Origin of the sequence: Blautia sp. DFI.1.216 (assembly GCF_020594215.1) — a bacterium.
Taxonomy (GTDB): domain Bacteria; phylum Bacillota; class Clostridia; order Lachnospirales; family Lachnospiraceae; genus Blautia_A; species Blautia_A wexlerae.
The window spans coordinates 17991-32443 of record NZ_JAJDML010000010.1 but is presented as its reverse complement, the minus strand read 5'-3'; the positions used below and the strand labels follow the sequence as shown (position 1 = coordinate 32443).

General features: G+C 43.0%; 14 protein-coding genes. 9 read left to right on the top strand and 5 right to left on the bottom strand.

The window, feature by feature from the left end; genetic code table 11:
- Positions 1-110: 110 nt before the first annotated feature.
- From LJE11_RS05775 to LJE11_RS05755, 5 genes are read left to right on the top strand one after another with little or no spacing between them, the layout of a single operon-like run.
- On the top strand, positions 111-998 hold the full coding sequence (locus LJE11_RS05775; protein WP_008706530.1) for a branched-chain amino acid ABC transporter permease: 888 nt from the start codon (positions 111-113) through the stop codon (positions 996-998).
- A 10-nt stretch (positions 999-1008) separates the two neighbouring features.
- Entirely contained in the window at positions 1009-2064 is a 1056-nt protein-coding gene (locus LJE11_RS05770) for a branched-chain amino acid ABC transporter permease (protein WP_020993609.1), read from the top strand.
- 3 nt (positions 2065-2067) lie between these two features.
- On the top strand, positions 2068-2826 hold the full coding sequence (locus LJE11_RS05765; protein WP_022380173.1) for an ABC transporter ATP-binding protein: 759 nt from the start codon (positions 2068-2070) through the stop codon (positions 2824-2826).
- A 12-nt stretch (positions 2827-2838) separates the two neighbouring features.
- Entirely contained in the window at positions 2839-3549 is a 711-nt protein-coding gene (locus LJE11_RS05760; RefSeq protein WP_020993607.1) for an ABC transporter ATP-binding protein, read from the top strand.
- 14 nt (positions 3550-3563) lie between these two features.
- Positions 3564-4187, top strand: a complete 624-nt coding sequence (locus LJE11_RS05755) for a cytidylate kinase-like family protein (protein WP_118408383.1) — start codon at positions 3564-3566, stop codon at positions 4185-4187.
- Positions 4188-4228: 41 nt separating this feature from the next.
- On the opposite strand, the gene LJE11_RS05750 is transcribed toward LJE11_RS05755, so the two are convergent.
- The 5 genes from LJE11_RS05750 to LJE11_RS05730 all read right to left on the bottom strand — a co-directional run bounded on the left by LJE11_RS05750 (position 4229) and on the right by LJE11_RS05730 (position 8806).
- Complete coding sequence (locus tag LJE11_RS05750; protein ID WP_026648237.1) at positions 4229-5548, bottom strand: replication-associated recombination protein A; 1320 nt, start codon at positions 5546-5548, stop codon at positions 4229-4231.
- Between the two features lie 201 nt (positions 5549-5749).
- Positions 5750-6262, bottom strand: coding sequence for a DUF4364 family protein (locus LJE11_RS05745; RefSeq protein ID WP_008706534.1), 513 nt, complete (start codon positions 6260-6262; stop codon positions 5750-5752).
- 36 nt (positions 6263-6298) lie between these two features.
- Positions 6299-7225, bottom strand: a complete 927-nt coding sequence (locus tag LJE11_RS05740) for a TIGR01212 family radical SAM protein (protein ID WP_118565978.1) — start codon at positions 7223-7225, stop codon at positions 6299-6301.
- Positions 7222-7929 carry a YesL family protein gene (locus tag LJE11_RS05735; RefSeq protein ID WP_165858215.1) on the bottom strand — a complete coding sequence of 236 codons (708 nt, stop codon included), beginning with the start codon at positions 7927-7929 and terminating at the stop codon, positions 7222-7224. The genes LJE11_RS05740 and LJE11_RS05735 overlap by 4 nt, the downstream gene beginning before the upstream one ends.
- 124 nt (positions 7930-8053) lie before the next feature.
- Positions 8054-8806, bottom strand: coding sequence for a polysaccharide deacetylase family protein (locus LJE11_RS05730; protein WP_227295635.1), 753 nt, complete (start codon positions 8804-8806; stop codon positions 8054-8056).
- Positions 8807-8889: 83 nt separating this feature from the next.
- Here LJE11_RS05730 and LJE11_RS05725 point away from each other — a divergent pair, with 83 nt between their 5' ends.
- From LJE11_RS05725 to LJE11_RS05710, 4 genes are read left to right on the top strand one after another with little or no spacing between them, the layout of a single operon-like run.
- The gene (locus tag LJE11_RS05725) at positions 8890-10017 is read left to right on the top strand and encodes a sugar ABC transporter substrate-binding protein (RefSeq protein WP_227295624.1); all 1128 of its coding nucleotides are present in this window, start codon (positions 8890-8892) and stop codon (positions 10015-10017) included.
- The gene (locus tag LJE11_RS05720; RefSeq protein ID WP_055059352.1) at positions 10014-11495 is read left to right on the top strand and encodes a sensor histidine kinase; all 1482 of its coding nucleotides are present in this window, start codon (positions 10014-10016) and stop codon (positions 11493-11495) included. Before LJE11_RS05725 ends, LJE11_RS05720 begins: the two co-directional genes overlap by 4 nt.
- Positions 11496-11521: 26 nt before the next feature.
- Complete coding sequence (locus LJE11_RS05715) at positions 11522-13117, top strand: helix-turn-helix domain-containing protein (RefSeq protein WP_055052672.1); 1596 nt, start codon at positions 11522-11524, stop codon at positions 13115-13117.
- Complete coding sequence (locus LJE11_RS05710) at positions 13117-14214, top strand: sugar ABC transporter substrate-binding protein (RefSeq protein WP_020993603.1); 1098 nt, start codon at positions 13117-13119, stop codon at positions 14212-14214. Before LJE11_RS05715 ends, LJE11_RS05710 begins: the two co-directional genes overlap by 1 nt.
- Positions 14215-14453: the final 239 nt, after the last annotated feature.

Sequence of the window (14453 nt, the reverse complement as noted above, 5' to 3'; positions counted from 1 at the left end):
TAATGACAGATTTACTTTTGGCAAAATAAACAAGACAGATTTCGCTAAAGGCAAATCTGCCAGTTTTACACACAATAAAATTATTTAAATATAAGAAAGGAAAGACTTCTATGAGTAGTTTTATATCATATCTTATCAGTGGTATCAGCCTCGGAAGTGTATATGCGATCATCGCTCTTGGTTATACCATGGTATACGGAATCGCTAAAATGCTGAACTTCGCTCATGGAGATGTTATCATGGTCGGCTCTTATGTAGTTTATGTCGCAGTCAGCGGCATGGGATTAAATCCGATTTTAGCCATCCTGCTGTCCATTATCATCTGTACACTCATGGGCGTTGTGATCGAAGGCGTTGCGTATCGACCACTGCGTAATGCAGCTTCACCTCTGGCTGTTCTGATCACAGCAATTGGTGTCAGCTATCTGCTTCAGAACGTGGCCCTTCTGATCTGGGGAGCAGATACCAAATCATTCAGTAACGTGATCAGTCTTCCATCCCTGAAACTTGCAGGTGGTTCTATCGTGATCACTGGTGTAACCATCGTAACCATTATCGGTGGTATCCTGATCATGGCAGGTCTGATGCTCTTTATCAGCAAGACAAAAACAGGACAGGCAATGCTTGCCGTATCTGAGGATAAAGGCGCTGCCCAGTTAATGGGTATTAACGTAAACAAAACAATCTCCATTACTTTTGCAATCGGTTCCGGACTTGCAGCAATCGCAGGTGTGCTTCTCTGCTCTGCATACCCGTCTTTGACACCATATACAGGTGCTATGCCTGGTATCAAAGCATTCGTTGCAGCTGTATTTGGCGGTATCGGATCTATCCCGGGAGCCTTTATCGGAGGTGTTGTTCTGGGTATCCTGGAGATTTTTGGTAAAGCTTATATCTCTTCACAGATGGCTGATGCCATTGTATTCGGTGTTCTGATCGTAGTTCTGGTTGTGAAACCTACCGGTATTCTTGGTAAGAACATTCAGGAGAAAGTGTGAGGTGGCAGACATGGAAAAGAAGAAATTAAACAAAACAACAAAAAGCAATCTCATTACATACGGAATGGTTCTTGCAGCATATCTGATCGTACAGGGAATGATCGCAGGGAATCTGCTTTCCAACCTGATGCAGGGTCTTCTGGTGCCTCTTTGTGTATATATTATCCTGGCTCTTTCCCTGAACCTGACGGTTGGTATTCTGGGTGAGTTAAGTCTTGGACATGCTGGATTTATGTGTATCGGTGCTTTCACCAGTGCAGCATTTACAAAGGCAACTATGGATACATTTACAAATGCAGGACTTCGTTTCTTCGTTGCTCTGATCATCGGAGCTGTATGTGCAGGTATCTTTGGATTCCTGATCGGTATTCCTGTACTTCGTCTGAAAGGTGACTACCTTGCTATCGTAACACTGGCATTTGGTGAGATCATTAAGAATATCATCAATGTGCTTTATGTAGGAATTGACAGCAACGGAATCCATTTTTCCATGAAAGACCAGATGTCTCTTGGAATGGAGCCTGGTGGAAAAATGATCATCAGTGGTGCCATGGGTATCACAGGTACACCGAGACAGTCAACCTTTACTATAGGTGTGATTCTGATCCTGGTTACTTTATTCGTAGTTCTGAACCTGATCAATTCCAGAGACGGACGTGCGATCATGGCAATCCGTGATAACCGTATTGCAGCGGAATCAATTGGTATTGATATCACAAAGTATAAACTGAAAGCATTTGCAATCTCAGCAGCATTAGCCGGTATCGGCGGTGTGCTTTATGCTCATAATCTTGCAACTTTAACAGCACTTCCGAAGAACTTCGGTTATAACATGTCTATCATGTTCCTGGTATTCGTAGTTCTCGGTGGAATTGGAAATATGCGTGGTTCTATTATTGCGGCAGTGATTCTGAACCTTCTTCCTGAGCTTCTGCGTGGACTCAGTGATTACCGTATGCTGTTCTATGCAATCGTGCTGATCGTAATGATGCTGATCAACTGGGCACCTAAGGCAATCGAGATGAGAGAACGTCTTTTCAGTAAATTTAAGAAAAAGGAGGCATAAGCTATGGCATTGCTGGAAGTAAATCATTTAAATATTTCATTCGGCGGTCTTCATGCAGTGGATGATTTCCATGTCTCCATCGAGAAAGGACAGCTTTATGGTCTGATCGGTCCGAATGGTGCCGGTAAGACTACAATCTTTAACCTTCTTACAGGTGTGTATAAGCCGGATGAGGGAATCATCAATCTGGACGGACAGGATATCACCGGAAAGAGTACCATTGATATCAACAAGGCGGGAATCGCCAGAACATTCCAGAATATCCGTCTGTTCCATCAGATGAGTGTGCTGGACAATGTAAAGGCAGGACTTCACAATCATGATAAATACAGCCTTTTTACAGGTATTGTACATACTCCGAAATACTTTAAGGTTGAGAAAACCATGAATGAGGAAGCAATGAAGCTTCTTAAAGTGTTTGATCTGGACAAAGAGGCAGATATCCTTGCATCCAACCTTCCTTATGGTAAACAGAGAAAGCTGGAGATTGCCAGAGCACTGGCAACAAAGCCGAAGCTTCTTCTTCTGGATGAGCCGGCTGCAGGTATGAACCCCAATGAAACTGAGGAACTGATGGATACCATCCGTTTTGTTCGTGATAACTTTGATATGACCATTCTTCTGATCGAGCATGATATGAAGCTGGTTTCAGGTATCTGTGAGGAGCTGACTGTACTGAACTTCGGTCATGTTCTGAGACAGGGCAAGACTTCAGATGTGCTCCATGATCCGGAAGTTATCAAGGCATATCTTGGAGAATAGGAGGAGAGACAGATGGCATTACTGGAAGTACAGGACATACAGGTTTATTATGGAATGATTCAGGCATTGAAGGGTGTTTCTTTCTCTGTAAATGAAGGTGAAGTTATTGCTCTGATCGGTGCAAACGGTGCAGGTAAAACAACTACCCTGCATACAGTGACAGGGCTTCTCCGGGCAAAATCAGGACATATTATTTATGACGGACAGGATATCACAAAGGTTCCGCCTCACAAGATCGTAACAATGGGTATGGCACATGTTCCGGAAGGAAGACGTGTGTTTGCAAATATGACTGTTCTTCAGAATTTGAAGATGGGTGCTTTTACAAGATCTGATAAAAATGAGATTGATGCGACCATTGAGAAAGTATATAAACGTTTTCCGCGTCTGAAGGAACGTCAGAATCAGACTGCAGGTACCTTAAGTGGTGGTGAGCAGCAGATGCTCGCCATGGGACGTGCGCTGATGAGCCAGCCGAAGATTATTCTGATGGACGAGCCGTCCATGGGCCTTTCACCGATCTTTGTAAATGAGATTTTTGATATCATTAAAGAGGTAAGTGAGAGTGGCACAACGGTTCTTCTGGTTGAGCAGAATGCGAAGAAGGCTCTTTCTATCGCTGACAGAGCTTATGTCCTTGAGACCGGAAGGATTACACTGGAAGGTAAGGCAAGTGATCTTCTTCATGATGAATCTGTTCAGAAAGCTTATCTTGGAGAGTAAACAGGAGGGATTTTATGGAGAATTTTGTAATTACCATTGCGAGACAGTATGGAAGTGGCGGACGTACCGTCGGTAAGATGCTGGCAGAGAAACTGGGAGTTTCTTTCTATGACAAGCAGATCATTCAGATGGCTTCTGATGAGAGCGGGATTGATGTGAAGCTTTTTGGACAGGTGGAAGAAGGCTCCAGTGTGAAGGCATCTCTGTTTAATAAGACAGGGTTATATAAAGGAGATCTGATCGCACCGGATCAGAAGGGGTTTGTTTCTGATGAGAATATTTTTAATTATCAGGCGAAGATTGCAACGGATCTGGCAGAGAAGGAATCCTGTGTGATCGTTGGGCGTTGTGTGAATTATGTGTTTAAGGACAGACCGAATACTTTGAGAGTGTTTATTCATGCACCCTGGGAGTTTCGTGTGGAGAAGTCCAGAGAGAAGATCAGCGGCAGTGATGAGGAGATTGAGAAGTTTCTTCGTAGGGATGATAAGAGAAAGCAGGATTATTATCGTAAATTTGCCGGTGGGGACTGGAGTGATGCGACGAATTATGATCTGTGTCTGAATGCAGGAAAGCTTGGATTTGAGAAGTGTGTGGATGCGATTTTGGCGCAGATGAACGTTATGGGAATTAAATGATGAAAAGGGCAGTCTCTCTTTGGAGGCTGCCCTTTTTTGGATTAAGACTGGGATTTGATTTTGTTCTGGTATTCTTTTAAGGTTTTCTCGTAGCCCATTTCGGAGAGTTCGTAGAAGTGTTCTCCCTGGATTTCGGTGGGGAGGTATTGTTGGTGTACGTAGTGGTTTGGGTAGTCGTGGGCGTATTTGTAGCCGATGCCGTGGCCCAGTTTTTCGTGGCCGCCGTAGTGGGCGTCCTGGAGGTGTGGCGGGACTGTGGTTTTTGTGCGTTTGACGGAGTCCATGGCAGCGAAGATGGCGTTGACTGCGGAGTTGCTTTTGGGGGCGCAGGCCATGTAGGTGACTGCCTGGGAGAGGATGATCTGGGACTCGGGCATTCCTACGCGTTCTACTGCCTGGGCTGCGGCGACTGCTACGCAGAGGGCCTGTGGATCGGCGTTTCCGATGTCTTCGGAGGCGAGGATCATGATTCTTCGGGCTATGAATTTGACGTCTTCTCCGGCGTAGAGCATTTTTGCAAGGTAGTAGACTGCTGCGTCAGGGTCTGAGCCACGCATGCTTTTGATGAAGGCGGAGATGATGTCGTAGTGGTTGTCTCCGTTTTTGTCGTAGCGGACGACGCGTTTCTGGATGCACTGAGATGCCACATCCAAGGTGATGTGGATGAGACCGTCTTCGCTACGGGGGGTAGTGAGGATGCCCAGTTCGATGGCATTGAGGGCATTTCTGGCGTCGCCGCCTGCCATGTCTGCAAGGAAGTCGAGGGCGTCTTCATCTATCCGGGCTTTATAGTTTCCCATTCCTTTTGTTTTGTCGTTGACTGCGCGAAGGATGAGTTCTTTGACTTCGGAGATCTCCAGGGATTTCAGTTCGAAGATGATGGAACGGGAGATTAAAGCAGCGTTGACTTCGAAGTATGGATTCTCTGTTGTGGCACCGATGAGGATGATGGTTCCGTCTTCTACGAATGGGAGGAGATAGTCCTGCTGGCCTTTGTTGAAGCGGTGGATCTCGTCTATGAAGAGGATTGTTTTTTTGCCGTACATACCCAGGTTTTGCTGGGCTTCTTTTACAACTGCTTCCATATCTTTTTTGCCTGCTACAGTGGCGTTGATCTGGGTGAATTCTGCACTGGTAGTGTTGGCGATTACTTTTGCCAGGGTGGTCTTGCCGGTTCCGGGAGGGCCGTAGAAGATGACGGAGGTCAGTTTGTCAGCTTTGATAGCCCTGTATAATAAGGTATTTTTTCCGATGATGTGTTGCTGTCCTACAACTTCATCCAGAGTTGTGGGGCGTAGTCTGGATGCCAGAGGGGATTCCTGGTCCAGGGTTTTTGATTTGGCGTATTCAAATAAATCCATAGTTTTTTCTCCATAGAATATGATGATAAAACAGTCACATTTCATTTCGTGTTTATAGTAACATAAAGCATTTCTGACAAATTATAGCAAGTCTCTTAATCAATATACATTATTTACGAGGAGTGCTATAGAACGTATATTTGTTTTAGTATAACGTATCCCTGTTTTTTTGTAAAGATTAGGAAATAAAAAGGAAGAGCATTATAAGAGCTCTTCCATTATTTTACCGTATATTTCCTGGTAATGTGTGGACCATTTTTTACAGATCGACTGTGCTGCCTCAAGGTTAGGAGCTGCGATGTTCAGGTCGATGAGGGAGTTGCCCTTTTCGATGAGCTGGCATCTTACAGAATAGGTTCCCTGTTTGGTGATGTAATAATCGGCAGGAGTGACGATTCGCTCCTGGGCTTTGAAGCCGGTAGATTTCAGGTATTCTCTGACTTCCTGTTTGATCTCAGGAGAGAGATCTTTCTGGAAAAAGGAGAGAGTCTTTATGCCATCTTCGGTAATCCGGTAATGGGAGACATTGGAACGGGTGTCCATGGTGATCAGTTCTGCCTCTACCAGTTCTGAGATTGCCTGCTGGAGATGGAAATAGTTTGTATATTCCCGGTCCAGGATAAATTCTGAAATCTGCGAATTTGTCAGGGTATTTTCGGTATTCTGAAGCATGTATAACACGATTAATTTGTAAACTGTGAATGGTGTTGCCATTTTATCCCTCCTTTGCATAGAGTAGCAGAGAATCTTTTAGTGTGAAAACAGTCTTCCCTGGTAGCTTTGTTCTTCTTTCATCCTGTGATGCAGCATATTTAATACTTCACGTTTACGGCTTGCCCACAGTGGTGCGATCAGCAGATCTTTGGGGCCGTCGCCTGTGATGCGGTGTATAACCATATCCGGTCTGAGATGTTCCAGACAGTTTATAAGGAGAGAGATGTATTCATCCCGTTCGTAAGTCTGAAACAGTCCTTTCTCGTAATCTGCTGCCAGATCAGTGCCGCGAAGCACATGAAGTAACTGCAGTTTGATTCCCTGAATATCCATATGGTTGAGGTATTCCATAGTTTTCAGAATATCTGCTGTGTTTTCACCGGGCAATCCGAGGATTGTATGCACGATTACTTCGATATTTTCTTTTCGCAGGCGTTTTACGGCATCATCAAAAACGCAGAGAGGATATCCCCTTCGGATATACCTGGCAGTGGACTCATGGATCGTCTGAAGTCCAAGTTCAATCCAGACAGGTTTCTGTTTATTTAACCGGGACAAAAGTGTCACGATTTCAGGACTGAGGCAGTCTGGTCTGGTGCCGATGGAAAGAGCAACTATCTTTGGATGAGAGATTGCTTCTGTAAAAATTTTCTCCAGATATTCCACAGGTGCGTAGGTATTTGTGTACGCCTGGAAATAGGCAATATATTTATGAATCGGACGTTTCTGTGAAAGGATACTGATCTGGCTTTCTATCTGGTCAGTGATGGAAAGTGCGGCATCTGCAGCGAAATCTCCGCTTCCTCCTGCGCTGCAGAAGATGCAGCCGCGGGTTCCAATCTTACCGTCCCTGTTGGGACAGGACATGCCGCCATTTAGCGTGACCTTATAAACCTTTTCTCCAAACCGCTCTCTCAGCATATAGTCCAGAGAGTGGTATGGTTTCTCTCCCCATTTGGTCATACTGTGTGATCATTTTCTGCTGATGAAGTTTCAGCAGAGTTTCCGTTCTGAAGGTCTGTATCCTGGGTATCTGCATCAGCCGGAATATAATTATCAAAAATCTTTACCAGAAAATGTCCGTTGATAAATGCCTCCAGTGCAAATCCAAACATGCACAGGAGCATGATGGCCATGGACTGTATGCGGAAACTTTTGATAAAAAACACGCCTGCAGGTAACAGAGTGATGACTGCCATCAGGACTGTATATGGAAGATGACGGATAGCCATCAGGAATGCATTGCGGAAGGTGTTTTTGATGGAGTTGTAGAATTTGGCAAGCACCGGATAAATATACAGAAATACCATCATATAAAGGATACCAAATGCAAAGAAAACGATATACAATACCTGAGACATTGTTCCGTCGATATTACCTACAATACGCAGATCCATGTAAAGGATAGTTGCAACTGCAAGCATGATAAGATTGATGACAGTTGCCTGTTTGAAGTTCTGCTTAAAGGATTTGAAGAAGCTTCTGATAATATAAGATTCTTCGTTACGTGCCATTTTAAGTGTGACATAGTGGAGTGCAGTCAGTGACGCACCAATAGTCACGATTGGCAGACAACAGATCAGAAAGACCACATTAAGCATAATAAGATCAGCCACGCGTCCCATGACGGTGAAGAATTTGTTGTCCATGTTAAATAGTCTGTCCATTCGTTTAATTACTCCTTTTGTATATAATGATGTACAGCATACTCTGCGGATAATCCTGCTACAGAGAAATCTGTACAAGCTTTGTATAACAGTATAACGAATCAGGCAGGAAAAAGCAAATCTTTTATGTGAGCAGGAGCTGGTCTGCAGTGACAAAAACATAGCCTTTTTCAGTAAAAAGATCAGCGATTTTCAGGGCTGCATCCACAGATGTCTGATAGCCGTCATGCATCAGGATGATAGAACCGTCATGCACCTGTTTCTGGGCGATAGACAGGATAGAATCGATGTTTTTGCTTTGCCAGTCCAGAGTGTCTACATCCCAGAATACGGGAAGCATGGTGACAGAAAGTTCCATATCCTTGATCCATGCGCCGAAAGGCGGTCGCACATAAGAAGGGTAAATTCCGGAAGCTTCATAGATTTTGTTATTTGTTTTTTCAATTTCCAGTCGGGCCTTCTCCGCCGGGATCTTGTCAAGCTGTACATGATCCCAGGTGTGATTTCCGATAAGATGTCCGTCTTTTCGCATTTGCAGGAGTATATCTTCGTTTCCTTCAATGTTCTCGCCTATCAGAAAGAAAGATGCCCTGATGTTTCTTTTTTTTAATCCATCCAGAAGCATGGGGGTATACCGGGCATTAGGACCGTCATCAAAGGTCAGTGCGATTCTGGGAGGTTCTTCGACGGGAAGCCCGGCGGTGGTGTCAGTTGAAAAATTCTCAGAAGCTGTAGCTTTTGCAGATGCCTGTTTTACAAGGGAAAGCATACCGGGACCTGCCAGTGAAGTAAGGAACTGTGTGCGTCTGTAAACAGAAGAAAAGAGCAGAAAAAAAATCATGCATAATATTTCAAAAAATATTAAAGTCCGCTTCATGCAAAGATACTCCTCATAAAAATATCCCTCTGACTCCGGAACACAGGGCGTGAATATCTGTGTCAGAATGAAAGAGACAGCAGGTGGCAGATGTAATCATTACAGTATATGAAAAAAATAAAGCAATTCATACCGATTTATTGTATAATAGATTCTGCAAAATATCGAAGAAAGAATTTACGGAGATTGAGATGAAAAAGAAACGGACAAAACTGCTGGTTTTCTTTGCACTGGCAGGAATTTTAGTGCTTTTTTATATGATAGGAGAGTCTTATTGTGAGGGACTGTCCGGGGGGAGTAGTCTGAAAGAGAAGAATGAAGTTATGTGTAGATATAAATACGATATGATCGTAGACAGTCCGAATTCTTCTTTCTGGCAAGCGGTTTATGATTGTGCACAGGAATGGGCGCAGAAGAATGATGCAATTCTTGAACTGAGAGGCAGTGGAAGAGAGAGCGATTACAGTAAGCTTGATTATATGAATATGAGTATTGCTTCAAATTCAGACGGGATCATCCTGCAATACAGTGGGGAGCAGGGACTGGAAGCGAAGATAAATGAGGCTGTTCAGAAAGGAATTCCGGTTGTTACTGTAATGGGAGATGCAGTTCACAGCAAGCGTCAGAGTTTCGTGGGTGTCAGTGATTATCAGCTTGGAAGTGTCTATGGCGAAAAGGTAGCGGAATATGTGACTGAGGATACGGAAAGTATTCTTATTCTGTTGAAGAAAAATATTGATGATATGAACCAGAGCCAGATATATACACAGATTAGCAACGCAGTCCAGGCAAAGGCGGGTCCTTCGCAAAATATCCAGATAACAGGAAAAAATCTTCGCTTAACAGGGACTTTTGAGACAGAAGAAGCGGTAACAGATATTTTTCAGCAGAGAGATAAAGTACCGGATATTCTTGTGTGTATGGATGAGGAAACTACAGAATGCGCACGTCAGGCAGTACTGGACTTTAATCTTGCAGGAAAGGTTACGATCATAGGATATTACAGTTCCGAAGATATTCTTACAGCAGTGGAAAAGGGAGTAATCTCTGTTACCTGTGATGTGGATACAGAGCAGCTTGGCAGATACTGTATAGAAGCTCTGACAGCATATCAGAAGGATGGAAGGACCAATTCCTATTATAATGTAGATATTAATTTCCTGGACAAAAATGCAGTACGGGAAATGAGAAGGAAGGGGGTGTCCGGATGAAGCAGCTGCGCTGGAAAGATTTTTCACTGGTCAGTAAAATCGTTATAGAGGTGGGTATGATCGCTGTCCTTCTTTTTGCCATGAATATGCTTTTTTATGTGCGGATCAATAATTCCATGCAAAAGATGGATAATGTTTATGCCAGTAATGCAGAGCTTACCGAACTTTCACAGGTATTTGAGAAAGTACAGGATAATATGTATAAGTATCTTAAGGTTAAGAATTCTCAGACACTTCTTGATTATTATCAGAATGAGGCAAAATACAGAAATGAACTTGAGAAACTTAATGAAGATAATATCAATGATCCCGTAAAGCTTCTGGAACGGAATATCCGGAAAATGTCGGAAACATATCTGGACTGTACTGCGGAAACGGTAGCTGCCAAACGAGGAAGGAACGTTGAGCAGTATAAGCGTAAATATGATGATGCAACAAAGCTTTACAGATATATCCAGTCATCTATTGACGAACTGAATAACCTGATGTTTCAGGAGAACTCCAGTACTTATGCAGTACTTCGTGCAGTGATGAGATATCTGGAGATAAGCAATTCAGTTATTATGATCATAATTGTAGCCGGTGGAATGCTTCTGCTCATCCAGGCCACCAGAAATATGTTTGTTCCCCTTTCAAATATGGCAGAGACAGCACAACTGGTAGGTCAGGGAAATTTCCATGTAAAGATGCACGATACAGATGCACAGGATGAACTGGGAACAGTAACCAGAGCGTTTAATACAATGGTAGAGAATCTTGATCTGTATATGGCAAGGACGAAAGCAAGTATGGAGAAAGAGCAGCAGATGATGGAGAGGGAGCTTCTTATGGAAAATCATCTGAAAGAAGCACAGCTGAAATATCTTCAGTCACAGATCAATCCGCACTTTCTGTTTAATTCCCTGAATGCAGGAGCACAGCTTGCAATGATGGAGGATGCAGAGCAGACCGGGATTTTTGTAGAGAAAATGGCGGATTTTTTTCGCTATAATGTAAAAAAAGGACAGGAAGACGCCACATTGGGAGAAGAACTGGAGGCTGTTGATAACTATATTTATATTCTGAATGTCCGGTTCGCCGGAGATATCCATTTCAGCAAGGAGGTGGATGAATCACTGGAGAATGTGCGTATGCCAAGTATGATCTTGCAGCCGGTTGTGGAAAATGCAGTCAATCATGGAATACGTGACATTGAATGGGAAGGAAAAATACATCTCACAGTTACAGGAGATGCAGATTATATACGTATCAGCGTGAAAGATAATGGAAAGGGAATGACGCAGGAACAGATAGAGGGTGTTCTGTCAGGAAACAGAGAGCGCAGAAATGAAGAAGGTGATTCTACAGGAATCGGTATGAATAATGTGATCAGTCGTCTGGAACTTTATTATGAGGAATCAGGGCTTATGGAGATTAACAGTGAAGGTGAAGGAAAAGGCACAGAAGCAGTAATCTATATACCTGTGCATGAAAACTAAGAGAAGTATTATGGGAGTGAGAGAAGATGTATAGAATTTTGCTGGCAGATGATGAAGGTATCATGCTGGAATCATTAAAGAAAATTATTGAAACTGAATATGGAAATGAATGTGAAATTCACTGTGCAAAGTCAGGCAGAGTTGTGGTGGAGATGGCACAGGCATATCCGCCGGATATCTGTTTTATGGATATCCAGATGCCGGGAATAAGCGGAATCCAGGCAATCAGGGAAATTCAGAAATTTAACAGCTCAGCAGTTTTTGTGATCATAACTGCATATGATAAGTTTAATTATGCAAAAGAAGCAGTGAACCTGGGAGTTCAGGAGTTTCTCACAAAGCCTGTAAATAAGAAAGTAATTCTGGAAACCTGCGCGAAGATGATGACAAAGGTAGATCAGATACGGCAGAAGAGAAGCGATGATCTCCTGATCAGAGAGAAACTGGAGACAGTGGTACCTATGATTGAGAGTGGATATATCAATAATATTCTTCTGCAGGATGATTTTGTTACTTATCAGGATAATTATACACAGCTTCTTGATATCCGTCAGAAATACGGTTATATGATGGTCATAGAATTTGGAGATTCTATGGAAAATGGGGTGCTCAGTAATGCAGTAGGTGCAAGTGTAAAGGCAAACAAATTTTATTCTACTTTTCGTGAAATCGCACAGGGATTCTTTGAATGCCTTGTAGGTCCTATTATGGGAAACAGGATCGTACTGCTTGTTCCTTATGAAAATGCGAAAGAAGATTACGAAGACAGAGTTGCAATTGTCACAAGAGCCAGAAATATGGTACATAAATTTGAAAACCGGATCGACAGTATGTTCCGCTGTGGAATCGGAAGAGTCAAAGAACTTGGAAGCGTGAAGGAATCTTTTAAGGAAGCGGTGGTCGCACTGAGAGAGAGCATCAGTCATGTAGTGCATATCGAGGATGTACCGGCGGCACAGAAATATGACGGGGAATATCCAAGAGACCTGGAAATCAGATATCAGAAGAGGATCCTTGAGAAGGATGCTGCGGGAGCGATGAACTGCGCAGAGGGATTTTTTGAATGGATGCACAGTCAGCAGGCCGTCACAAGAGAAGACATTGAGATTAAAATCCTGGAGATGGTGATGAATGCGGAACGCAGGGCATTCTTTGCAGGAACTTTGAAATATAATGTTAACAGCAGGAGAAGCTATATCCGGGAGCTTCAGTCCTGTACGGATATAGAAAATCTGAAGAAGTGGTTTCTGGATAAGACGAGAGAAATCTGTACGAAACTGGAGAATTCCAAGGAAAAAGAAGCTGGCAGTATTATTGACAGAGCAAAGGAATATATCAATGAAAATTTCCGCAGGGATATTTCTCTGGATGATGTTTCAAGAGAGGTAGATATCAGTCCGTATTATTTCAGTAAACTTTTTAAACAGGAAACAGGTAAGAACTTTATTGAATATCTTACAGAAATACGTCTGAAAAATGCCAGAGAACTTCTGCAGGATTCCAGACTTTCCATTAAGGAAATATGTGCACAGTCAGGATACAGTGATCCCAATTACTTCAGCAGGATTTTCAAGAAGTATGAAGGAGTTACGCCTAGTGAGTTCAGAGAGAGGTTAGGCTGATGAAATTATATAAGACAAAAAAGAATTGCGGAAAGCTGCTGCTTGGAATACTGGCATTTTGTACAGGGATGATACTGCTGACAGGATGTGGTTCCTCTTCAGAACAAAAACAGAATAAGAATGAAGAAACAGCAGAAGAGAATAAGGAAGAGGATAAGGTTCAGATCGGACTTACAGTGGATTCTTTTGTTATAGAAAGATGGATCCGCGACAGAGATGTATTTGTGGCGACTGCCAGAGAACTGGGAGCAGAGGTAAATGTGCAGGATGCAGGTGCAGATGTCAAAGAGCAGATCAGTCAGATTGAATACTTTATAAATAAGCAGGTGGATGTGATCGTTGTGATCGCAAGAGACTGTGGAGCACTTTCAGATGCCATACAGAAGGCACAGAGTGCGGGAATTCCGGTTATTTCCTATGACAGAATGGTCAATAATGCCAATACAGATTTGTACATTTCCTTTGATAACCGTAAGGTGGGTGAGATCATGGCACAGGCACTTGTCAATGCACTTCCTCAGGGAGGAGATGTCTTTATGATACAGGGATCCTCTTCAGATAATAATGTCCAGATGGTGAAACAGGGGTTTGATGATATGCTTGCAGACACAGATCTGCATGTGGTTTATGAAGCTAACTGTGATGGCTGGACAGCAGAACTGGCTGCCGGATATGTGGAGGAAGCCCTGGAAAAATATCCTCATGTTAAGGGAATTATGTGCGGAAATGATGACATTGCCAGTCAGGTCGTACAGGTACTGGCAGAGAATCAGCTTGCCGGAAATGTGGTTGTCGTAGGTCAGGATGGAGATCTTGCAGCCTGTCAGAGAATAGTAGAAGGAACACAGTATATGACTGCTTTTAAACCAATTGAAGATCTGGCAAGAAAAGCAGCGAAATATGCAGTGGAAATGGGTAGTGGAAAGGGAGTTGCAGAACTGGAAGATGTGACAGAAACAGTAAATGACGGAACTTATGAGATTCCTTCCTGCATCCTTGAACCAACTGCAGTGACAAAAGAGAATATAGATAAGGTGATCATTGAAGGAGGTTTCCACCGCAGAGATGAAGTTTATCTGAATGCGGATTACAGTTAAATAAAATATTCAGAGATTATCCGGCTGCTTTTGCAGAGGTAAGAGTAAATCAGTATATAGCATTATCTTGCAACAAAAATGTCCTGTCCTGTGCAGGGCATTTTTTGTTTTTCTTAAAATGTCTTGTTTCTTGCCAACCATGTCCAGATTGCCCTGTGCTATAGTAACGTTATCAAGAAAACGTGAGAAACGTAAAAAGAAATGGAGGATTTTTACAATGAGAAAGAAAGTCGTATCTG